The organism is Microbacterium sp. NPDC087868, from assembly GCF_044900755.1.
Taxonomy (GTDB): domain Bacteria; phylum Actinomycetota; class Actinomycetes; order Actinomycetales; family Microbacteriaceae; genus Microbacterium; species Microbacterium galbinum.
Genome location: NZ_JBJDNO010000001.1, coordinates 475,981 through 496,516, shown reverse-complemented (window position 1 = coordinate 496,516; position 20,536 = coordinate 475,981). Strand labels below are relative to the sequence as shown.

Here is a 20,536-nt window from a genome sequence, read left to right as displayed (position 1 = left end):
ACCGGCGGATGTCTCTCGGAGCGCACCTCGTCGAGTTGCGCCGCCGTCTGATGATCGCCGCCATCGCGCTGGTCGTCGGCATGGTGCTGGCGTTCATCGTCGCGGATCCGATCATCCACTTCATCACCGAGCCGATCCGTCTCATCACCGAGAAGCGGGGCGACGACTTCAGCGCCCTCAACTTCTCGACCGTGACCTCCGCGTTCGACATGCGCATGCGCATCGCCCTGTCGATCGGTCTCTTCGCCTCCGCGCCAGTCTGGCTTTGGCAGATCTGGGCGTTCATCATGCCCGGCCTCACGCGTAAAGAGGTGCGCTACACGGTCGGTTTCGTCGCGGCCGCCGTTCCGCTGTTCCTGGGCGGGTGCTACCTCGGCGTCATGATCATGCCGCACATCATCGAGCTGATGTGGAGCTTCACGCCGGAGGGCGGTACGAACTTCTACGCCGCCCAGGACTACTACGACTTCATCTTCAAACTGATGCTCGTGATCGGCGTCTCCTTCGTGCTGCCGGTCTTCCTCGTCGCACTGAACTTCGCCGGCATCATGTCGGGGCGCGCGATCCTCAAGGGATGGCGCGTCGCGATCATCATCGCCACGGTCTTCGCCGCTCTCGCGACGCCGGCCGCCGACGTGGTGAGCATGCTGATGCTCGCGGGCATCCTGATCGTCCTGTACTTCGCAGCCGCCGGTCTGTCGCTGCTGTTCGACCGGCGCAAGCGCAAGCAGGATGCGGCCGCCGGCCTCCTGCCGGACGCCGCATGAGTTCGCCGGCGGAGCGATACGCCGCCGCGCGACAGGCATCCGAGCACCCCGAGACCTCCGCATTCGCCGCCCGCCAGCGCTTCGATCTCGATCCGTTCCAGCTCGAGGGCTGCCACGCGCTCGAGCGCGGGAACAGCGTCCTGGTCGCGGCGCCGACCGGTGCCGGTAAGACGATCGTGGGCGAATTCGCGATCCATCTCGCGATGCAGACCCCCCGCGACAAGGCGTTCTACACGACACCGATGAAGGCGCTCTCGAATCAGAAGTTCCGCGAGCTCGTCGACGTCTACGGAGCCGACGAGGTCGGGCTGCTCACCGGTGACACCAACATCAACGGAAACGCACGCATCGTGGTGATGACCACCGAGGTGCTGCGCAACATGATCTACGCCGACTCGGCGGCGCTGCGTGACCTCCGCTACGTCGTGATGGACGAGGTGCACTACCTCGCCGATCGATTCCGCGGCGCGGTGTGGGAAGAGGTCATCATCCACCTGCCGTCGCAGGTGCGTCTCGTCTCGCTGAGTGCGACGGTCTCGAACGCCGAGGAGTTCGGCGACTGGCTCGACACGGTGCGCGGCGACACCGAGGTGATCGTCTCGGAGATCCGCCCCGTCCCGCTGGAACAGCACGTGCTCGTGCGCGACGATCTGCTGCCGCTGTTCGACGACCGGGCGGGTGTGGCCACGGCTCAGGTGAACCAGGAGCTGATGCGCATCCGCTCGTTCACGGGCTCGCACTACGACAACAACCGTCGCGCGCAGTCCTACGTCAGCAATCGTCACGCCGGCCGACAGGCCAAGCGTCCTCCGCGCGGGGGCCAGCGTCCGGTGCGTCCGTCGAACGCGCGCCGCATCGAGCGGATCGATCGCCCGGAGGTCATCCACCTCCTCGAACGCGCGAATCTGCTGCCGGCGATCTTCTTCATCTTCAGTCGCGTCGGCTGCGATGCCGCCGTCGCGCAGGTGCGCCGCTCGGGTATGCGTCTCACGTCGCAGGAGGAGCGCACCGAGATCCGCGCGATCGTCGAGGAGCGCACCCGCACGCTCCAGGAGGAGGACCTCGGCGTCCTCGGCTACTGGGAGTGGCTCGACAATCTCGAGCGCGGCGTGGCCTCGCACCACGCGGGCCTGCTGCCGGCCTTCAAGGAGGTCGTCGAAGAGCTCTACCAGCGCAAGCTCGTCAAGGTCGTCTTCGCGACCGAGACACTCGCGCTCGGCATCAACATGCCGGCGCGCACCGTCGTGCTCGAGAAGATGGAGAAGTTCAACGGCGAAGCCCGCGTCGCGATCACCTCCGGGGAGTACACGCAGCTCACCGGTCGCGCCGGGCGCCGCGGCATCGACGTCGAAGGCCACGCGGTGGTGCAGTGGACCGAGGGCATGGATCCGCAGGCCGTGGCCGCTCTCGCGTCGCGGCGCACCTACCCGCTGAACTCGAGCTTCCGGCCGACGTACAACATGGCCGTGAACCTCATCGACCTGTTCGGCAAACCGCGGGCCCGCCAGATCCTCGAGTCGTCGTTCGCGCAGTTCCAGGCCGATCGCGCCGTGGTCGGTCTCGCCCGCCAGGTGCGCGAGGCCGAGGTGTCGCTCGCGGGCTACGAGAAGTCGATGTCGTGCGAGCACGGTGATTTCGTGGAGTACTCCACGATCCGTCGCGAGCTGAGCGACCTCGAGAAGAAGAACCGGCAGGACTCGGGAGCCCCGCGTTCGGCCCGCGACAAGCGGCTGAAGCGCATCCAGCAGCTCCGCACGAGGATGCAGCGGCACCCGTGCCACAGTTGCCCGGATCGCGAAGCGCACGCCCGGTGGGCGGAGCGCTACTGGAAGCTGAAGCGTCAGACCGACCGCATCCGCCGTCAGATCGAGACCCGCACCGGAACGGTGGCCCGTGTCTTCGACCGCGTGGTCGAGGTGCTCGAGACGCTCGACTACCTGCGCTCCGACGGCGACGAGATGACGCTCACCGAGGCGGGCCGCACGATGCGGCGCATCTACGGCGAGCGGGATCTGCTCGTGGCCGAGTCGTTGCGCCAGGGGCTGTGGTCGGGCCTCGATGCACCGTCGCTCGCGGCCATGGCCTGCTGCCTGGTCTACGAACCGCGGCGCGATGAGGCGAACTCGGGGGAGCGCGGTCTTCCGCGCGGTGCGTTCCGTGCCGCATACGAGAAGACGACGGCGCTGTGGGCCGTTCTCGATGACCTCGAACAGGATCATCATCTTCCCGGCTCCGAGCCGCTCGCCGCCGGCCTCGCCGGAGCGATGCACTCCTGGGCTCGCGGCGGGATGCTGGATCGGGTGCTCGTCGATGCCGATATGGCGGCCGGCGACTTCGTCCGCTGGGCCAAACAGACGATCGACCTCCTCGACCAGCTCTCGATCGTCGCCGAGGACGGAGCGCTCGCCCGCACGGCCCGCACGGCGCTCGACGGCGTGCGCCGCGGCATCGTCGCCTACTCCTCGATGTGACCGGGGCGAACATGGCTGAACGCACGATTCGACCGCGCCCGCTCCTGCCGTTGTGGGCGGCGTCGATCGCGGCCGCCGCCGCGGCGCTGCTCATGAATCTCGCCTACCCGGCGGCCGCGATCTGGGTTCTCGCGTTCCCGGCGACCGCGCTGCTGCTGCTGGCGTTGATCGGCCGCCGCACGGGCGGAGCGCTGCTGGTCGGCCTGGTCTACGGCATCCTGTTCTTCGCTCTTCTGGTGTCGTGGACCTCGAGGTATCTGGGCCCGGTTCCCTGGGCTGCTCTCAGCGTCCTCGAGGGCGGCCTGACGGCTCTCGCCCTCATCCCGATCGCCCTCGCCTACCGGTGGATCCCTCGCGCGCTTCCCGGCGCCTGGGGGCGGATGCTGGTGCTCCCGGTCGTCGTCGCGGCCCTCTGGGTCGGCCGGGAGGTCTTCGTCGGCTCCTGGCCCTACGGCGGCTTCCCGTGGGCACGGATCGGGATGAGTCAGGCCGAGAGCCCGCTCGCTCCGGTGTCGTCGTGGCTCGGCGTCGGAGGTCTCGGGTTCCTGATGGTTCTCGTCGTGGCGATGCTGAGCGAGGCGGTGCGGCTGAGGCTGTGGCGGCGCCCGATGCCGCTGCTCGTGCCCGCTGTCCTCGCGGTCGTGCTGCTCGCGACGCCGCAGTTCCCGACCGCCCCCGCGGGCGAGATGCGCATCGCCGCCGTGCAGGGAAACGGTCCGACCGGGTACTTCGACGAGCGCACGCCCTTCGCCGTGGTCCGCGCGCAGACCGAAGCCACCGAGCCCCTCTACGGCGAAGACGTCGACCTCCTCGTCTGGCCGGAGGGCAGCCTCGACACCGACCCCTTCCAGAACGAGACGCTCGCGCGTCAGCTGACGCTGGTCTCGACCCGGATCGACGCGCCGGTGCTCGCGAACGCCGCGACCGCCCGCAACGACCTCTACTGGAACACGTCGATGCTGTGGACGGATGCCGGGGGAGCAGAGCAGATCCACGACAAACGGCATCCGGTGCCCTTCGGCGAGTACGTTCCTGATCGCGACTTCTACTACGCCCTGGCCCCCGATCTGATCGGCCTCATCGGCCGCGAGTACACCCCGGGGATCAATCCGCCGCTCATGGACATCGACGGCGCCCTCGTCGGTCTCGCGATCTGCTTCGACGTCATCTACGACGACGTCATTCACGAGAGCGTGACGGGCGGCGCCGAGGTCCTCGTGTTCCAGACCAACAACGCGGACTTCCGGGGGACCGCCGAAAATCTACAGCAGCTCGCGTTCGCGCGGATGCGGGCGATCGAGACCGGGCGCAGCGTCGTCAACGTCTCGACGGTGGGTACGAGCCAGATCATCCGTCCGGACGGGTCGACGATCACGAGCCTGGACGCAGATGAGGCCGGGGCGATGCTCGAAGATGTCGAGCTCCGCTCCGGCCTCACGGCGGGTGTGGTGCTGGGTCCCTGGGTGCAGCAGATCCTGCTCTGGGGTGGGCTGGGCGCGCTCGCTCTCGGGTGGCGGCGCGCTCGTCGGGCTTAGGCCCCGATCTTCTCCCGCGTCGGGTCCTCACCGGCTCCGCGGCGCGCGCGGATGAAGGCGAGGCGCTCCTCGAGCAGTTCTTCGAGCTCGGCGCGCGTGCGGCGCTCCAGCAGCATGTCCCAGTGGGTGCGGGCGGCCTTCTCATCGGTCGCCTCGAGCGTCACGGCCTGGCCGTCGACGTTGAGTCGGGCGTCGGCACCGCAGGAGCGGCATTCCCAGGTCTGGGGCGGCTCGGCGTCGGCCGCGAACATCAGGTTCGTGACGTGGCCGCAGGTGTCACAGGTATAGGTGGTCTCACGGCGCTCCATGAAAACGACGCCCTCTTCGCTCTGTAGGCTCTGGGCGCCGAGTCGGATGCCGCGCAGGCTGCGATCTGCCATTGTGTGGTCCTCTCGTCGCTGTCAGGTATAACGCTCCAGCCTGTGCGCTTCATCCACGTCCCCGGAAACTCGGCGTTATTCACAGCGGAATCCCAGCGCGGGAGGTTATGAGGGCGACAGCGTGTCGAGGGCGAGATCGGCGCGATCCGAGACGATCCCATCGACGCCGAGGGCGATGAGTCGGTTCATCTCCGCGGCATCGTTCACGGTCCACACGTGCACCTCGACGCCCCGGGCATGCGCGGCGCGGAGCAGCGCGGGAGTGAGCACGGTCAACGGCCCCTGCCGCTCGGGGATCTGCAGGGCGTCGATGTCGCGGAGCACTCGCGCGGGGGAGAGGCGCAGGGCGGACAGCGCGCGCACGATCGCGATGGTTCGGCTTCCCCCCGAGGTCGCGGGACGCAGCGCGGCGCCCGCGCGCAGGACGGCGGCGACGGTCGCGCGCCGGTGGGCATCGGAGAAGCTCGTCACGAGGGTCCGATGCGTGTGATCGGCGAGGATCGGCCCGAGGGGCTCCGCCGCGGTGGCGGTCTTCACGTCGATGTTGAAGCGCACGGTCGGGAACAGGTCGAGGGCCTCGGCGACCGTGAGGAGGCCGCCGTGATCGGCGAAGAGACGGACGAGGTCGCGGGTGCGCACCTCCCGGACTGCTCGGCGGTCGCCGGTCAACCGCTCGAGGGTCGCGTCGTGGAAGAGCACCACGTCGCCGTCGGCCGTTACCTGGCAGTCGGTCTCGACGTACTCCACCCCGGCGGCGTGCGCAGCGGCGAAGGCTGCGGCGGTGTTCTCCCAGACGCCCGAGTCCTCGCCCGCCGCGGTCACGAGACCACGGTGGGCGAGGACTCGGGGATGCCGTGCCTTCGCGAAGTACGGGTGCGTCACACGCCCGGCGGGGGAGTCGGTGCCTGACCGGCCCTCGGCGTGAACGCACTGCCGATGCCCTTGAGAGCTTCCGTGAGTTCGCTCGGGATGATCCACAGCTTGTTGGACTGACCTTCGCTGATCTTCGGCAGCATCTGCAGGTACTGGTAGGCGAGCAGCTTGTCGTCGGGGGCGCCCTGGTGGATCGCCGTGAAGACGTTCTGAATGGCCTCCGCCTCACCCTGCGCACGCAGGACCGCGGCCTGCTTGTCGCCCTCCGCGCGGAGGATCTCGGCCTGACGTGCACCTTCGGCCTCGAGGATCGCGGACTGCTTCGTTCCCTCAGCGGTCAGGATCGCGGCGCGACGGTCACGCTCGGCGCGCATCTGCTTCTCCATCGAGTCCTGGATCGAGATGGGCGGATCGATCGCCTTCAGCTCGACGCGGCCCACGCGGATGCCCCACTTGCCGGTCGCCTCGTCGAGGACGACGCGCAGCTGACCGTTGATGTTGTCGCGGCTCGTGAGCGCCTCTTCGAGGTTGAGTCCACCGACGACGTTACGGAGCGTCGTGGTCGTGAGCTGCTCGACGGCGCCGAGGTAGTTCGCGATCTCGTAGGTCGCGGCCCGGGCATCCGTCACCTGGAAGTAGACGACGGTGTCGATGGAGACGACCAGGTTGTCCTCGGTGATCACGGGCTGGGGCGGGAAAGAGACGACCTGCTCGCGCATGTCGATCAGGGGGCGCAGTCGGTCGATGAACGGCACCAGGATGTTCAGACCGGGGGTGAGGGTCTTGTGATAACGGCCGAGCCGTTCCACGACCCCGGCCGTGGCCTGCGGGATGATGCGGATGGAACGCGCGACGGTCACCACCACGAAGATGATGACCGCGATCGCGAGGATCCAGAGGATCGCGGTGGGGATGAACGAGGCGTCGTTCACGGAGTCTCCTAGTCGTTGACGGGACGGACGATGGCGGTGGCGCCGTTGATCGCCGTCACGGCGATCGGCGATCCCTGGGGGATCGGTACGGGCGTGGCGGAGCGAGCGGTCCAGGTGTCGCCGTTGCTGAGCTTGACCTGTCCGGAGATCTGCGTGATGTCGTGGAGTGCGGTTCCCCGGAGGTCGAGGAGAGCATCGACGTTCGACTTGGTCGGATCCTCGCCGCGCCGTAGCCGCCGGAGAAGCGGCGGTCGCAGGAAGAGGATGAACAGCGCCGCGGCTGCCGCGGCGACGATCACCTGCGCCCAGACCGGGATGCCGACCAGATCGGTGAGCAGACCGATGGCGCTGCCGAAGCTGAGCATCAGGAACGTGAAATCGAGCGTGAGCATCTCGATCACGAGGAACGCGGCGATCAGGACCAGCCAGCCGATCCAGGCCCATTGGTCGATGAACTGTACGAAAGTCGAGACGGTGTCCATGCGGCCTCCTTCGCGGTCAACCTATCACGGGGCCCGACGCCGTATCGGGCGGCGCGGGGCGCTCTTGATAGTCTGAGTTGCCGCGTCATCGCGGCGTTTCACGCACCATGAGGAGTCACCGTGACCGCTGTTCTTCCCGCAGGATCTCTCGACGGCAAGGTCGCCCTTGTCACCGGCTCGTCGCGGGGGATCGGCGCCGACACCGTGCGCTACCTGGCGGAGGCCGGGGCGGATGTCGTCATCAACTTCCGCAACAAGGCCCCGCGCGCCGAGAAGCTCGCCGGTGAGCTGCGCGAGCTCGGACGCCGCGCGCTCGTCGTCGGTGCCGACCTGACCGACCCCGCGTCGGTCGCGGCGATGTTCGACGCCGTCACCAACGAATACGGTCGTCTCGACGTGCTCGTGCTGAACGCCTCCGGCGGCATGGAATCCGGCATGGCCGAGGACTACGCCCTCACGCTCAACCGCGACGCACAGCTCAACGTGCTCCGCGCAGCCGAACCGCTCCTGGGCGAGGGCGCGCGCGTGGTCTTCGTGACGAGCCACCAGGCGCACTTCATCCGTACCACCCCGACCATGCCCGAGTACGAGCCGGTCGCTCTGTCGAAGCGCGCCGGCGAGGATGCGCTGCGCGAGCTCATTCCCGGCCTCGCCGAGAAGGGCATCGGCTTCACGGTCGTCTCCGGCGACATGATCGAGGGCACGATCACGGCGACGCTGCTCGAGCGTGCGAACCCCGGGGCGATCGCCGAGCGCCGCGAGTCCGCGGGCAAGCTCTACAACGTCTCGGAGTTCGCGGCCGAGGTCGCTCAGGCGGCCGTCGATCCCGTCCCCGCCGACAACACCCGCCTCGTCGGCGACGTGAGCGCGTTCGTCGCCGAGTAGCACCCGCACGCGAATCGGCCCTGTGCTCCACCTCGGAGCACGGGGCCGATCTGCAGTGCGGATGTCAGTGCGCGGCGTCCTCCTGGACGGCGGCCGTGAACTCCTTGGCGTCCTTTCCGAGCGTGATGGCCCGGACGATCTGCACGATGCCGAGCGCGACGAGCGAGATGCCGAGGATCAGCCAGAAAGCGAACCCCGCCACGAGCGGCGAGAACAGCACGATGATCCCGGCCACGATGCTGAGGAGCGCGTAAAGGAGGGTCCACACGCGCGATCCGTCCTGACCGAGCAGGCTCAGGGCCACCACGCCGTCGACGATCCAGCTGATGCCGATGAAGATGACGACGACGAAGGCGAGAGCCGCGGCGGCCGCACCGAGGTTCGCGAAGGCGATGATGCCGGCGACGATGTAGAGCAGGCCGAGGAGGATGTGCCCGACGCGCGACCAGCCGCCGCGGGCGCCCGAGAAGATGCCGAGGCCGATGTAGACGAGACCCGCGACGACGAGGTAGGCGGCGAAGATCGCCGTGACGACGACGGCGGACTTCACGGGCCAGACCAGCAGCACGATGCCGGCGATGAGGGCGAGGACGCCCGAGACGGCGAGCGTGATGCGGATCGACTTGAACAGCGATTTCGCTTCGGAGAGTGGGGCGGACATGGGGGACCCTTTCTGAGAGAATCCTGTGTGGATGACCTCAGAGTAGCCCCGTCCATCCTCGCCGTGGGGCTCATCTCGCGGGGGCGTCGCGCAGGGTCATGCGCCGATGCGGGGCGTCATGGCAGGATCGACACGTGACTCCCGACGTGGATGCTCGCCTGCGCGAGCTGGTGTCGATGCGTAAGGTGCGGGACCGCATCGACCGCGACTACGCGAAGCCTCTCGACGTGGAGGCTCTCGCTGCGGGGGTGCACCTGTCTGCCGGGCATCTCAGCCGCCGGTTCCGGGAGACTTATGGCGAGTCTCCGTACTCGTATCTCATGACGCGCCGGATCGAGCGGGCGATGGCTCTGCTCCGGCGCGGGGACCGTTCGGTCACCGAGGTGTGCTTCGAGGTCGGCTGCTCGTCGCTGGGCACCTTCAGCAGTCGTTTCACGGAGCTGGTGGGTGTCCCACCCAGCGTGTACCGTGAACGCGCCGCCCACGTCGACGGGATCCCCGTCTTCCAGGCCAAGCAGGTCACCCGGCCGATCAGGAATCGAGAAGCGCCGCCCCGCGACGCCCACCTAGCGTGAACACCATGAAGATCAGCATCCACTACGCCTTCCTCCCGCACACCGACGCCGACGCGGCTCTCGCCTTCTATCGCGACGCCCTCGGCTTCGAGGTGCGCAACGACGTCGGATACGACGGCATGCGCTGGCTCACCGTCGGTCCCGAGAACCAGCCGGAGACCTCGATCGTGCTCCACCCGCCGGCGACCGACCCCGGTCTGACCGACGACGAGCGCCGCACGGTGCTCGAGCTCATCGCGAAGGGCAGCTACGGGGCGCTCACGCTCGCCAGCGACGACCTCGACACGCTCTTCGGGCGGCTGGTCGAGAGCGGCGCCGACGTCGTGCAGGAGCCGATGGATCAGCCGTACGGCGTGCGCGACTGCGCCTTCCGCGACCCCGCGGGCAACCTGCTCCGTATCAACCAAGCCGGCTGAGAGATCAGCCTCGTCTCCGAAGGATGCCGATGACCACCGTCGACCACCCCGCTGACAGCCACGACCTCATCCGCGTTCAGGGTGCACGTGAGAACAACCTCAAGGACGTCAGCGTCGACATCCCGAAGAGACGGCTGAGCGTCTTCACCGGCGTTTCGGGATCGGGCAAGAGCTCGCTCGTCTTCGACACCATCGCCGCGGAGTCCCGCCGGATGATCGACGAGACCTACAGTGCCTTCGTCCAGGGGTTCATGCCCTCGGTTCCGCGGCCGGACGTCGATGTGCTCGAAGGTCTGACGACGGCGATCATCGTCGATCAGGAGCGCCTGGGGGCGAACCCGCGCTCGACGGTGGGCACCGTGACCGATGCGAACGCGATGCTGCGCATCCTCTTCAGCAAGCTCGGCACCCCCTACATCGGCGGACCGACCGCCTTCTCCTTCAACATCCCCACGCAGCGCGCGAGCGGGGTGATGACCGGCCCCGGCGGTGAGAAGAAGATCGTGAAGGACGCGATCTACCTCGGTGGCATGTGCCCGCGGTGCGAGGGCAGGGGAGCGGTGTCCGACCTCGACCTCGCGCAGATCGTCGACGAGTCCAAGTCCCTCGACGAGGGCGCCATCATGGTGCCGGGGTACACGGCGGACGGCTGGATGGTGAAGGGGTTCTCGCAGTCCGGGTTCTATCCCGGTGACAAGCCCATCGCCCAGTTCTCCGAGAAGCAGCGCCAGCTGTTCCTCTACGGAGAGGTGACGAAGGTCAAGATCGCCGGGATCAACATGACCTACGAGGGACTGATCCCGAAGATCACCAAGTCGATGCTGTCGAAGGACCTCGATGCCCTGCAGCCGCACGTCCGTGCGTTCGTCGAGAGGGTCGCCACCTTCGCGGTGTGCCCGGAATGCGATGGGACCCGTCTGACGGAGGGGGCGCGGTCGTCGAAGATCGACGGCATCAGCATCGCGGATGCCTGCCGCATGCAGGTCACGGATCTCGCTGGATGGGTGCGCGGGCTCGACCTCCAGGGCGCGGGACCGCTGCTCGAAGCCCTGAGCGCGAACCTCGACGCCTTCGTCACCCTCGGGCTCGGGTATCTGAGTCTGGAGCGCCCGTCGGGCACGCTGTCCGGGGGAGAGGCGCAGCGCATCAAGATGCTCCGCCACCTCGGCTCGTCGCTGACCGACGTGACCTACGTGTTCGACGAGCCGACGATCGGCCTGCATCCGCACGACATCCAGCGGATGAACGGCCTGCTCCTCAAACTGCGCGACAAGGGCAACACTGTGCTCGTGGTCGAGCACAAGCCCGAGACGATCGTGATCGCCGACCACGTCGTCGATCTCGGCCCGGGCGCGGGCAGCGCCGGCGGCGAGATCTGCTTCCAGGGCACGGTCGAGGGGCTCAAGAGCAGCGGGACGCGTACGGGGGAGCACCTCGACGACCGCGCCGTGCTCAAGGACGCGGTGCGCGCGGCGGACGGGGCGATCGAGGTGCGCGGTGCGACCGCGAACAACCTCCAGAACGTGGACGTCGATATCCCCACGGGCATCCTGACGGTCGTCACGGGTGTCGCCGGCTCCGGGAAGAGTTCGCTGATCCACGGCTCCGTCTCGAAACTCGATGGAGTCGTGGCGATCGACCAGGGTGCGATCAAGGGTTCGCGTCGGAGCAATCCCGCCACCTACACCGGGCTGCTCGAGCCGATCCGCAAGGCGTTCGCGAAGGCCAACGGCGTCAAGCCGGCGCTGTTCAGCGCGAACTCCGAGGGGGCGTGCCCGACCTGCAAGGGCGCCGGTGTCATCATCACCGAGCTCGGCTTCATGGACACGATCGAGACACCGTGCGAGGACTGCGGAGGAAAGCGCTTCCAGGCCGCGGTTCTCGAGTACAAACTGGCGGGCAAGGACATCACCGAGGTGCTCGACCTGCCGGTGTCCGAAGCGCGGGAGTTCTTCTCGGAGGGCGACGCCAAGATCCCGGCGGTGACGGCGATCCTCGGCCGGCTGGACGACGTCGGTCTCGGGTATCTCTCGCTCGGGCAGCCGCTCTCGACCCTGTCCGGCGGTGAGCGTCAACGCATCAAGCTGGCGATCCAGATGGGGGAGAAGGGCGACGTCTACGTGCTCGACGAGCCGACGACCGGTCTCCACCTCGCTGATGTGCAGAAGATCCTCGGGCTCCTCGACCGTCTCGTCGAGTCGGGCAAGACCGTGATCGTGATCGAGCACCACCAGGCGGTGATGGCTCACGCGGACTGGATCCTCGACATCGGTCCCGGCGCCGGGCACGACGGCGGCCGTGTCGTATTCGAAGGCACGCCCGCGGATCTCGTGGCAGAACGCTCGACGCTCACCGGCGAGCATCTCGCGGCCTACGTCGGAGTTTGATCCCCGACGAGCGGAACCGATATATCAGTCCCGTCGAGCGATGATCGTGTAGGTGCAGGGGAGCAGATCGCGCTGGGCTTCCGGCCATGCGTATCCTCCGGGTACCTCCACCATCCGCGGGCTGAATCGCCAGGGGAGTGTGCGGCCTTCATCGACGTGCACGATGCGCAGGCCCGCACCGAGAAGGGCGCCCAGGATCTCGGCGAGCGAGTGCGGCCACTCGTAGGTGCGCGTGTGCGACACGGTGCCGTTGCCCGCGTAGGTGCTCGCGTCGTCCCAGACCTGCGCCGTCCCGTCGCCGAAGTACCGATAGCGGGCGGTGAGCGTCTCCGCGTCCTCGTCGAGCGCGTACAGCGCAGGATGCCCGTCGCGGATGAAGAACGTCCCGCCGGGGCGCAACAGCTCATGGATCTGCTGGGCCCAACGGTCCAGATCGGAGAGCCAGCAGATCGTCCCGATGCTCGTGTAGACGACATCGAAGTCACCGGACACCGCGGCCCGGGCATCGAGCACGTCGGTTTCGACCCACTCGGCGTCGACGCCGTGCTCCTCGGCGAAGGCTCGTGCGGTCTCCAGGGCCGGCGCCGAGAAGTCGACGCCGGTGACTCGTCGCGCACCGGCGCGCGCCAGCGAAACGGTGTCGGTGCCGATGTGGCACTGCAGGTGGCACACGTCGAGCCCGACGATGGATCGTGCGGGCAGGAAACGTTCGAGCACCGGGACGTCGTGGCGGATGACATCGCTGAGGTGCTCGGGGTCGTCGAACGACTCGCGCTCGTACGACACCGCGTGCAGCGGCACGCGGTCGTCCCAGTTCTCACGATTGGCCTCGCGCGCCGCCGACCAGTCGATCTCCACGTGTTCGCCGTTCATGGGGATCAGCCTAGCGAAGCGGATTCCGATATAACCGATAATGCACATTATGTCAGTTAGAGTCAGGATCGCCGGATGGGGACTTCTCCCCGCCGTGGAGAAGGACGCGCTCCGTACGTGTGTGGTTGACTGGCTCGCGGTTCACATTCGTACGCCGACTCATCGGCTCACTCCACGGGGGAAGAAAATGAAACGTCAGATCGCAGCCTGGACTATCGCCGTCGTCGCGGTCCTCGGAATCGCCGGATGCTCCAGCACGCCGAGTGCCGATTCCGACAGCTCGACATCGAGCGAGAGCTCCGCCCCCGCTGAGCAGAACACGGATCAGTCCGTCGCCGACGCCTGCGCATCCGTGGGAAGCCAGATCTCGGGCGTCGCGACCGAGCTGTCCTCGCTCGACATGAGCGCGGCGATGTCCGACCCCGAGGGAACCGTGGCCACGTTCACCGAGACCGTCGACGCGATCGGTGCCGCCGCGGAGTCCGTCTCCAACCAGGAGGTCAAGGATGCCGTGACCGCGGTGCACGAGGACTTCACGTCGCTGCGTGATCTTCTCAAGCGGGTCCTGGTCGATCAGGACACGTCCGCCGCCGCGGAGGCGTCGACGCTCACGACCGACATCCAGGAGTCGACTCAGGCATTCTCGACGCTCTGCGCAGGCTGAGCACCCAGATCCTCGGGGCCCGGCGAGCGATTGCGCGCCGGGCCCCGTCGTCTGCGTCGAGGCTGCGGTGACGCGAGTACCGTGGAAGGGTGACGCACGCTCCCCTCTCCCCCGTCTCGAACCCCGGGTGGCGAGCCTGGATGATCTGGTCGGTGGGCGTCGCGGCCTACGTCGTCGCCATCACGAACCGCACGTCGTTGGGCGCCGTCGGCGTCGACGCGGCCGATCGATTCCAGGCGGATGCCTCGACCCTCGCCCTCTTCGCGGTCGTGCAGCTCGCGGTGTACGGGGGTATGCAGATCCCGATCGGTGTACTCCTCGACCGGTACGGCTCGCGTCCGATCATCACGATCGGGATGTTCCTGATGGCGGCGGGTCAGTTGGTGATGGCCTTCTCCCCCAGCATCGGCATCGCGATCTTCGCCCGTGTGCTGCTGGGTGCCGGAGATGCGGCCGTCTTCCCCGCGGTGCTCCGATTGGTCGCGGTGTGGTTCCCCGCCCAACGCGGTCCCGTGATGGTGCAGTTCACGGGCATCATCGGACAGGCGGGGCAACTGGTGGCGCTCGTCCCTCTGGCCGCTCTCCTGCACGCCACGAGCTGGACGATCACATTCGGGAGTATCGCCGGGCTGGGCGTGCTCTTCACGATCCTCGTCGCTCTGGTCATCCGCAACCGCCCCGCCGACCAGGACACCGATGTGACGGTGAACACCGACACCGGAGTGGTGCGCGTGGTGACCTCGGCGATCGACACCGGTGTCGGCATCCGCGCCGCTTGGGCGCACCCGGGAACGAGGCTCGCGTTCTGGTCGCACTTCACGACTCCGTTCGCGGGTACGGCGTTCATCCTGCTCTGGGGAATGCCGTTCCTCACTGCCGCGCAAGGTCTCACGGCGGCACATGCCGCGGGACTCATATCCGTATATGTCGTTGCGGGCATGATCTTCGGTCCGATCATCGGAGACCTCTCGCGTCGACTCCCGAACCATCGCTCGCTCGCCCTCGTGCTCCCCGCGGTGGGACTGCAACTGATCGCGTGGTGCGCGGTGATCGCATTGCCCGAGGCCGCACCGATCTGGCTGCTCTACGTTCTCGCGATCGCTCTCGCGACCGGTGGCCCGGCGTCGATGATCGCTTTCGACCACGCCCGCACTCATAACCCCTCTCACCGACTGAGCACCGCTACCGGCGTCACGAACGCGGGAGGATTCATCGCCGCGCTCATCGCGATCTTCCTGATCGGACTGTTGCTAGACCTTCAGGGCGCGGGCACGCCCGAGACCTATTCGCTCGACGCGTTCCGCATCGCCTTCCTCGCCCCGATCCCGCTCTGGATCATCGGGTGCGTGTTCATCGTGATCGAGCGCAAGCGCACGCGGGTCCGGATGGGACTCGACCCGGAGCGACGTCGCCGCTAGACGCGTCGCCTCCGAACTATCGACCTCAGACGGCGCGGAGCAGCGGGAGGAAGGTCTCGAGGATGAGCTCGACGCTCACGTGTTCGGGTACCTCGGCGTCACCGGCCTCGAACTCGGCGAGTTCGATCCCGCGGACGGAGCCCGCGGGGAGCGCCGCGAAGATCGCCGCGATCTGGTGGGGCAGCATCCCCTCCCCGACGCGATAGGCGGCGGGAATGTACCCGGGTTCGAGCACGTCCCAATCGACGTGGATCCAGACGGGCCGGCCGTCGATGAGCTCGAGAACGCGCTCGGGCGTGCTGTCGGCGGGGGCGAGAACGCGCACTCCGGCGCCGGCGAGGAGGTCACCTTCGGCCGGATCGATGTCACGTCCGCCGACGACGATCACCTGGGTCGGGTCGATCCCCGCGCCGTGTCCGCTGTCCCACAGTCCGCAGGCCGCGGCGAGCACCATGCCGCCGAGATAACCGGAATCGGTCGTGTCGGGCGTGTTGAAGTCGCCGTGCGCATCGATCCAGAGCACGACGGCATCCGGGTGCCGCTCCGCGACGGTCGGGAGCGTGCCGAGGCTCGCGGCGCACGTGTTGGTCGCGAGCAGCGGCACGGTCCCGGCGTCGATGGCGCCGGCGACCGCGTCCCGCAGGCCGTGCAGCGTGTCGTTCGCTTCGGGAAGAGCCGTGCTCCAGTCGTCGGTGCGGGCGGGACTCGGCGTGCCGATCGTCGTCGCAGGGGTCCGGAGCAGCGTAGACAATGCATCGCCGACGCGACGTGCGCCCACGAGTGCGCCGTCCGTGCGGTCGGCCACGCGGCCCTGGGAGACGATGAGAGAGAACGCTGCAGGCATCCTCCCACTCTCCCACGCGGCGCGGATGGGGGCCAAAACCGTCCCCGTCACCGCTTTCGTGGCGTCCATCCCGACGGCGAGGTTCCGTCCTGCAGCGCCCGCTCGCGGTCGACCGCGTCGGACCAGCCCTGCGCAGCTCCGTCGCCATCGAAGCCGCCGCGCGCGACGCGCATCCCCACATCGGGGTGATGCATCCGAGGGGCTCCCCCGCGGCGGACCGAGGCGCGCACACTCCAGGCGTCGTCGGCGAAGCCGCCCCCGCGGAACGTGCGGTACTCGTCGTAGCGTGCGGGGTCGAGCAAATCCCAGCACCACTCCCACACGTTGCCGAGGGTGTCGAACAGGCCATACAGGTTCGGGACCTTGCCGCCGACCGGTTGCGGGGTCGTCACGCCATCGGCGGCTGTCCAGGCGGCATCCGCGAGCGGCGCGTAGTGGGGGCCGACGGACCCCGCCCGGCACGCGAACTCCCACTCGGCCTCCGTGGGCAGCCGGAACCCCTCGGACGAGACGTCCCAGCTGACGTCCTCCCCGTCGAACAGATAGGCGTGCTCGAGCCCTTCCCACTCCGAGAGCGCGTTGCAGAAGTGCACGGCCCGCAGCCAGCTGATGTCGGTCGCCGGTCGGCGGGGATGCGGAGCGGCTGCGTCCAGGACCTCGGCCATCTGCTCCTGGGTCACCGGGTAGACACCGATCTCGAAGGGCTCGAGATCCACCGGACGCTGCGTCTTCGTGCGAGCATCCTGCAGCACGATCGAACCGCCGGGGATGCGGCGCAGTTCGATGTCGCTCGTCACCCCGGAGTCCGCTCGGTCCACACCGGGTACTTCGCGGTCCGGCCATCGCCCGACGACGTGCGCGTGACCCGACGCCGGACCCAGGGGCCGACGTGCTGTCGGTAGTAGGCGAGCCCGCTCGGTCCCGCTCCCCCGCGCTCGCTCGGTGCCCACCAGGTCTCGGGCGGTTCGTACTCCAGCGCATGCAGCACGCGCGCTGCGACCCGATGATGGCCCGCGGCATTCATGTGCAGGCGGTCCTCGGACCAGTACGCGCTCTGCGCGAGTTCCCGATCGGGCCAGTTCAGGGCGCGCACCACGTCGGGGCGATCGGCGACGCGTCGCAGCACCGCCTCGGAGAGCTGATCTCCGCGGCGCTGGATCAGGGACCCCATCGGAAGCTGTCCACTGGGGTTCGCGCCGGAGAGCAGGATCATCGTGACGCCCTCCTCGTCGCATCGGCGGAGAACGCGGCTGAACGCGTCGGCGATGTGCTCGAGGTCGGTGCGCGGTCGGAGCATGTCGTTGCCCCCGCCGTTGAACGACAGATGCGTGGGACGCAGCGCCAGAGCGGGTTCGAGCTGCTGCTCGACGATCGGCCACGCGAGTTTGCCGCGGATCGCGAGATTCGCGTACTGGATCGGATGCCCCGCCGCATCGGCCCACCCCTGGGCGGCGATGTCGGCCCACCCGCGCTCTCGGCCGTCGGGAAGAACATCGCCGACCCCCTCGGTGAAGGAGTCCCCGATCGCCACGAAACGCACGTCTGCCATCGGACAAGCCTATTCCTGCGGGACCGGACCCCGTACCGATCCCGCAGGCCCGATCAGGCGCGCTTGTCGAGCAGAGCGCGCACGCGCGGGATGACCTCGCTGCCATAGAGCTCGATGCTGCGCATCATCGCCTCGTGCGAGAGCGTTCCGGTGGCGTACTTCAGGTCGAATCGGCCCAGCCCGAGGGTGGTGATCGTGTCGGCGATCTTCGCGGCCACCCGGTCGGGAGAACCGGCGTAGATCGCCCCCTCCGGCCCGATGTCGTTCTGGAAGCGGGCACGGCTGTATGCGGGCCAGCCGCGTTCCTTGCCGATCGTGTTGTTCATCGCCTCGAAGCCCGAGTACGCGGCGTCCCATGCCTCCGCATCGGTGTCGGCGATGTGGCCGGGCGAATGAACGGCGATCGGGTGCTTCGTCGTTCCGAAGGAGTCGACCGAGCGGTGATACAGATCGACGAACGGCCGGAATCGCGCGGCAGGACCGCCGATGATGGCGAGCATGAGACCGAGTCCGTGGCGTGCGACGCGCACCACGGACTCCGGGCTGCCGCCCACGCCCACCCAGGTCCGCAGACCCTTCTCCGTCTTCGGGAACACATCCGCGTTCTCGAGCGACGCGCGCATGGACCCGGACCAGGTCACCGGCTGCTCCTTCAGGAGCTCGACGAAAAGCTCGAGCTTCTGCTCGAACAGTGCGTCGTAGTCGCGGAGGTCGAAACCGAACAGCGGGAAGGACTCGATGAACGAGCCGCGACCGAGCACGACCTCCGCGCGACCGTTCGACACGGCATCGAGGGTCGAGAACCGCTCGAACACGCGCACGGGGTCGTCGGACGACAGAACCGTGACCGCCGTGCCGAGGCGGATGTTCTCGGTGCGCGCGGCGATCGCCGAGAGCACCATCTCGGGAGCCGACACCGCGAACTCCTTGCGGTGGTGCTCCCCCACCCCGAAGAAGTCGACGCCCACGGCATCCGCCATCTCTGCCTGCGCGATGACGTTGCGGATCGTCTGGGCGCCGCTGAGGAGGGTGCCCTCGGCGTCGCGGGTGATGTCGCCGAACGTGTCCAGTCCGAATTCGATGCTCATGTCATGCCTTCCTATTCAGGTGAATGAACATCGCCGGAGCATCGGACATTCCCGTCATCGCGGAAGCAGCACACCACGCAGGGTGTCGAGACCGACGCCGCCGATGTCGAGCGCACGCTTGTGGAATGCCTTGAACGAGAAGTCCTCGCCCTCCTGCTGCTGAACGGCCTCGCGCACCTGCTCCCAGATGCGCTGTCCGACCTTGTACGACGGAGCCTGCCCCGGCCAGCCCAGGTACCTGTTGACCTCGAACTGCACGAACTGGTCGGACATGTTGACGTTCTGGCGCATGAACTCGAGCGCGTAGTCGGCATCCCACACGCCCGTTCCGTCGAGACGCGGCTTACCGAGGTGCACGCCGATGTCGAGCACGACACGTGCCGCACGCATGCGCTGACCATCGAGCATCCCCAGGCGGTCGGCCGGGTCGTCGAGGTAGCCGAGCTGCTCCATCAGGCGCTCGGCGTAGAGCGCCCAGCCCTCGGCGTGACCCGAGGTGCCGGCGAGCAGACGGCGCCAGGAGTTGAGCTCGGAACGGTTGTAGACGGCCTGCGCGATCTGCAGGTGATGCCCCGGCACACCCTCGTGGTACACGGTGGTGAGCTCGCGCCAGGTGTCGAACTCCGTCACACCCTCCGGAACGGACCACCACATGCGTCCGGGGCGCGAGAAGTCGTCGGTGGGTCCCGTGTAGTAGATCCCGCCCTCCTGGGTCGGCGCGATCATGCACTCGATCGTGCGAATCGCCTCGGGGATGTCGAAGTGCGAGGCGGCGAGTTCGGCGACGGCGCGGTCGCTCGTCTCCTGCATCCAGCGCTGCAGCGCATCGGTGCCGACCAGCTTGCGCGCGGGATCGGCCTCGAGATGCGCCACGGCTTCTTCGACCGTGGATCCCGGCAGGATCTCGTTCGCGATCGCCGTCTGCTCGGCGACCATCCGGGCGAGTTCCTCGCGTCCCCACTCGTAGGTCTCGTCGAGGTCGATCGTGGCTCCGAGGAATCGGCGCGAGTTGAGCGCGTAGAGCTCGCGACCGACCGCGTCGACCTCGGTGGCCTCGGGCACGAGTTCCTCGGCGAGGAACCGTCGCAGTTCGCCGTATGCGACGCGGGCGGCGGCCGAGTTGTCGGCCAGGGTGCGCGCGAGGGATGCCGGAAGCTGGCCGCTCTCGGGCGTGGCATCGGCCACGAACGCGGCGAAGAAGCCGTCATCAGCCGTGTACCGGTCGATCTGGGTCGCCACCTCGACGACCTGTCGGCGGGCCGGCGTCACTCCGCGCGCGATGCCCTCGCGCAGTGTCTCGGTGTAGCCGCGCAGCGCGTCGGGCACCGCGGCGAGGCGCGTGGCGATCACCGACCAGTCGTCGGCGGATGCCGTGGGCATGAGGTCGAAAGCCGAACGCACGTCCTGCGCCGGCGAAGCGATGACGTTGAGGTCGCGTAGATGCCAATTCGCCTCGTGCAGTTCCAGCTCGAGACGCAGCTCGGCGCTGAGGTCGGCCTTCGTGACCTCGTCGATCGTGTCGACCGGCTCGAGGGCCGTGAGCGCGTCGAGCGTCTGCCGTGTGGCCGCTGCGATCGCCTCGTGGCCGGCCGGACTCAGATCGCCGAAGCGGTCGTTGACCTCGTCGCGCCCGATGTAGGTGCCGAGCGTCGGAGCCAGCTCGACCAGAGTGTCGACCCAGTCCTCGGCGACCTTGTCGATGGCGGTGGGAGTGCGCGGGATGGAAGTCATGCGAT

At 68.1% G+C, this 20,536-nt stretch carries 20 protein-coding genes; 9 read left to right on the top strand and 11 right to left on the bottom strand.

Annotated elements, in window-relative coordinates; genetic code table 11:
* Window positions 1-8 precede the first annotated feature (8 nt).
* Genes tatC through lnt form a run of 3 tightly spaced genes read left to right on the top strand, consistent with a single transcriptional unit; the run spans window position 9 to window position 4,773 of the window.
* Window positions 9-767: a twin-arginine translocase subunit TatC gene (gene tatC, locus ACI2JZ_RS02480; protein WP_247633975.1), complete on the top strand. Its 759-nt coding sequence runs from the start codon at window positions 9-11 to the stop codon at window positions 765-767.
* A complete protein-coding gene (locus tag ACI2JZ_RS02475; protein ID WP_404596410.1) occupies window positions 764-3,238 on the top strand; it encodes a DEAD/DEAH box helicase in 2,475 nt (824 codons plus the stop codon). Before tatC ends, ACI2JZ_RS02475 begins: the two co-directional genes overlap by 4 nt.
* 11 nt (window positions 3,239-3,249) lie before the next feature.
* Entirely contained in the window at window positions 3,250-4,773 is a 1,524-nt protein-coding gene (lnt, locus tag ACI2JZ_RS02470; RefSeq protein WP_404596409.1) for an apolipoprotein N-acyltransferase, read from the top strand.
* Here lnt and ACI2JZ_RS02465 read toward each other — a convergent pair.
* The 4 genes from ACI2JZ_RS02465 to ACI2JZ_RS02450 form a co-directional block, all read right to left on the bottom strand.
* Window positions 4,770-5,153: an RNA polymerase-binding protein RbpA gene (locus ACI2JZ_RS02465; protein WP_247622493.1), complete on the bottom strand. Its 384-nt coding sequence runs from the start codon at window positions 5,151-5,153 to the stop codon at window positions 4,770-4,772. The two genes, lnt and ACI2JZ_RS02465, sit on opposite strands and share 4 nt — an antisense overlap.
* Before the next feature lie 105 nt (window positions 5,154-5,258).
* On the bottom strand, window positions 5,259-6,035 hold the full coding sequence (locus ACI2JZ_RS02460; RefSeq protein ID WP_404596408.1) for a glycerophosphodiester phosphodiesterase family protein: 777 nt from the start codon (window positions 6,033-6,035) through the stop codon (window positions 5,259-5,261).
* A complete protein-coding gene (locus tag ACI2JZ_RS02455) occupies window positions 6,032-6,958 on the bottom strand; it encodes an SPFH domain-containing protein (protein ID WP_404596407.1) in 927 nt (308 codons plus the stop codon). The genes ACI2JZ_RS02460 and ACI2JZ_RS02455 overlap by 4 nt, the downstream gene beginning before the upstream one ends.
* 8 nt (window positions 6,959-6,966) lie before the next feature.
* A complete protein-coding gene (locus ACI2JZ_RS02450; RefSeq protein WP_247622490.1) occupies window positions 6,967-7,440 on the bottom strand; it encodes an NfeD family protein in 474 nt (157 codons plus the stop codon).
* A gap of 120 nt (window positions 7,441-7,560) precedes the next feature.
* On the opposite strand from ACI2JZ_RS02450, the gene ACI2JZ_RS02445 reads away from it, so the two are divergent.
* A complete protein-coding gene (locus ACI2JZ_RS02445; protein ID WP_336640369.1) occupies window positions 7,561-8,325 on the top strand; it encodes an SDR family oxidoreductase in 765 nt (254 codons plus the stop codon).
* Window positions 8,326-8,389: 64 nt separating this feature from the next.
* On the opposite strand, the gene ACI2JZ_RS02440 is transcribed toward ACI2JZ_RS02445, so the two are convergent.
* Window positions 8,390-8,986 (bottom strand): HdeD family acid-resistance protein, encoded by a 597-nt coding sequence (locus ACI2JZ_RS02440; protein ID WP_247622488.1) that lies wholly within the window; start codon window positions 8,984-8,986, stop codon window positions 8,390-8,392.
* Between the two features lie 176 nt (window positions 8,987-9,162).
* On the opposite strand from ACI2JZ_RS02440, the gene ACI2JZ_RS02435 reads away from it, so the two are divergent.
* The 3 genes from ACI2JZ_RS02435 to ACI2JZ_RS02425 are packed head-to-tail and all read left to right on the top strand — an operon-like array spanning window position 9,163 to window position 12,364.
* Window positions 9,163-9,561, top strand: coding sequence for a helix-turn-helix transcriptional regulator (locus tag ACI2JZ_RS02435; RefSeq protein WP_247957604.1), 399 nt, complete (start codon window positions 9,163-9,165; stop codon window positions 9,559-9,561).
* A 5-nt stretch (window positions 9,562-9,566) separates the two neighbouring features.
* Window positions 9,567-9,977 carry a VOC family protein gene (locus ACI2JZ_RS02430; RefSeq protein WP_404596406.1) on the top strand — a complete coding sequence of 137 codons (411 nt, stop codon included), beginning with the start codon at window positions 9,567-9,569 and terminating at the stop codon, window positions 9,975-9,977.
* 29 nt (window positions 9,978-10,006) lie between these two features.
* On the top strand, window positions 10,007-12,364 hold the full coding sequence (locus ACI2JZ_RS02425) for an ATP-binding cassette domain-containing protein (protein ID WP_404596405.1): 2,358 nt from the start codon (window positions 10,007-10,009) through the stop codon (window positions 12,362-12,364).
* A 24-nt stretch (window positions 12,365-12,388) separates the two neighbouring features.
* On the opposite strand, the gene ACI2JZ_RS02420 is transcribed toward ACI2JZ_RS02425, so the two are convergent.
* Entirely contained in the window at window positions 12,389-13,237 is an 849-nt protein-coding gene (locus tag ACI2JZ_RS02420) for a class I SAM-dependent methyltransferase (protein ID WP_404596404.1), read from the bottom strand.
* Window positions 13,238-13,424: 187 nt separating this feature from the next.
* Here ACI2JZ_RS02420 and ACI2JZ_RS02415 point away from each other — a divergent pair, with 187 nt between their 5' ends.
* Both ACI2JZ_RS02415 and ACI2JZ_RS02410 read left to right on the top strand, forming a co-directional pair.
* Window positions 13,425-13,901, top strand: a complete 477-nt coding sequence (locus ACI2JZ_RS02415; RefSeq protein ID WP_404596403.1) for a hypothetical protein — start codon at window positions 13,425-13,427, stop codon at window positions 13,899-13,901.
* 140 nt (window positions 13,902-14,041) lie between these two features.
* Window positions 14,042-15,319, top strand: coding sequence for a nitrate/nitrite transporter (locus tag ACI2JZ_RS02410; RefSeq protein ID WP_404596772.1), 1,278 nt, complete (start codon window positions 14,042-14,044; stop codon window positions 15,317-15,319).
* A gap of 25 nt (window positions 15,320-15,344) precedes the next feature.
* Here ACI2JZ_RS02410 and ACI2JZ_RS02405 read toward each other — a convergent pair whose 3' ends face one another.
* From ACI2JZ_RS02405 to ACI2JZ_RS02385, 5 genes are read right to left on the bottom strand one after another with little or no spacing between them, the layout of a single operon-like run.
* Window positions 15,345-16,163, bottom strand: a complete 819-nt coding sequence (locus ACI2JZ_RS02405) for an arginase family protein (RefSeq protein ID WP_404596402.1) — start codon at window positions 16,161-16,163, stop codon at window positions 15,345-15,347.
* 47 nt (window positions 16,164-16,210) lie between these two features.
* Complete coding sequence (locus tag ACI2JZ_RS02400) at window positions 16,211-16,960, bottom strand: formylglycine-generating enzyme family protein (protein WP_404596401.1); 750 nt, start codon at window positions 16,958-16,960, stop codon at window positions 16,211-16,213.
* On the bottom strand, window positions 16,957-17,712 hold the full coding sequence (locus tag ACI2JZ_RS02395; RefSeq protein WP_404596400.1) for an SGNH/GDSL hydrolase family protein: 756 nt from the start codon (window positions 17,710-17,712) through the stop codon (window positions 16,957-16,959). The genes ACI2JZ_RS02400 and ACI2JZ_RS02395 overlap by 4 nt, the downstream gene beginning before the upstream one ends.
* Before the next feature lie 53 nt (window positions 17,713-17,765).
* Window positions 17,766-18,800 carry an LLM class flavin-dependent oxidoreductase gene (locus tag ACI2JZ_RS02390; protein ID WP_247632215.1) on the bottom strand — a complete coding sequence of 345 codons (1,035 nt, stop codon included), beginning with the start codon at window positions 18,798-18,800 and terminating at the stop codon, window positions 17,766-17,768.
* Between the two features lie 54 nt (window positions 18,801-18,854).
* Entirely contained in the window at window positions 18,855-20,531 is a 1,677-nt protein-coding gene (locus ACI2JZ_RS02385; RefSeq protein ID WP_404596399.1) for a DUF885 domain-containing protein, read from the bottom strand.
* Window positions 20,532-20,536: the final 5 nt, after the last annotated feature.

Bases quoted from the DNA above. Each gene is read 5' to 3' on its own strand.
- tatC (WP_247633975.1), top strand. From the start codon at position 9: ATGTCTCTCGGAGCGCACCTCGTCGAGTTGCGCCGCCGTCTGATGATC.
- ACI2JZ_RS02475 (WP_404596410.1), top strand. From the start codon at position 764: ATGAGTTCGCCGGCGGAGCGATACGCCGCCGCGCGACAGGCATCCGAG.
- lnt (WP_404596409.1), top strand. From the start codon at position 3,250: ATGGCTGAACGCACGATTCGACCGCGCCCGCTCCTGCCGTTGTGGGCG.
- ACI2JZ_RS02465 (WP_247622493.1), bottom strand. From the start codon at position 5,153: ATGGCAGATCGCAGCCTGCGCGGCATCCGACTCGGCGCCCAGAGCCTA.
- ACI2JZ_RS02450 (WP_247622490.1), bottom strand. From the start codon at position 7,440: ATGGACACCGTCTCGACTTTCGTACAGTTCATCGACCAATGGGCCTGG.
- ACI2JZ_RS02440 (WP_247622488.1), bottom strand. From the start codon at position 8,986: ATGTCCGCCCCACTCTCCGAAGCGAAATCGCTGTTCAAGTCGATCCGC.
- ACI2JZ_RS02435 (WP_247957604.1), top strand. From the start codon at position 9,163: ATGCGTAAGGTGCGGGACCGCATCGACCGCGACTACGCGAAGCCTCTC.
- ACI2JZ_RS02430 (WP_404596406.1), top strand. From the start codon at position 9,567: ATGAAGATCAGCATCCACTACGCCTTCCTCCCGCACACCGACGCCGAC.
- ACI2JZ_RS02425 (WP_404596405.1), top strand. From the start codon at position 10,007: ATGACCACCGTCGACCACCCCGCTGACAGCCACGACCTCATCCGCGTT.
- ACI2JZ_RS02420 (WP_404596404.1), bottom strand. From the start codon at position 13,237: ATGAACGGCGAACACGTGGAGATCGACTGGTCGGCGGCGCGCGAGGCC.
- ACI2JZ_RS02415 (WP_404596403.1), top strand. From the start codon at position 13,425: ATGAAACGTCAGATCGCAGCCTGGACTATCGCCGTCGTCGCGGTCCTC.
- ACI2JZ_RS02410 (WP_404596772.1), top strand. From the start codon at position 14,042: ATGATCTGGTCGGTGGGCGTCGCGGCCTACGTCGTCGCCATCACGAAC.
- ACI2JZ_RS02405 (WP_404596402.1), bottom strand. From the start codon at position 16,163: ATGCCTGCAGCGTTCTCTCTCATCGTCTCCCAGGGCCGCGTGGCCGAC.
- ACI2JZ_RS02395 (WP_404596400.1), bottom strand. From the start codon at position 17,712: ATGGCAGACGTGCGTTTCGTGGCGATCGGGGACTCCTTCACCGAGGGG.
- ACI2JZ_RS02390 (WP_247632215.1), bottom strand. From the start codon at position 18,800: ATGAGCATCGAATTCGGACTGGACACGTTCGGCGACATCACCCGCGAC.
- ACI2JZ_RS02385 (WP_404596399.1), bottom strand. From the start codon at position 20,531: ATGACTTCCATCCCGCGCACTCCCACCGCCATCGACAAGGTCGCCGAG.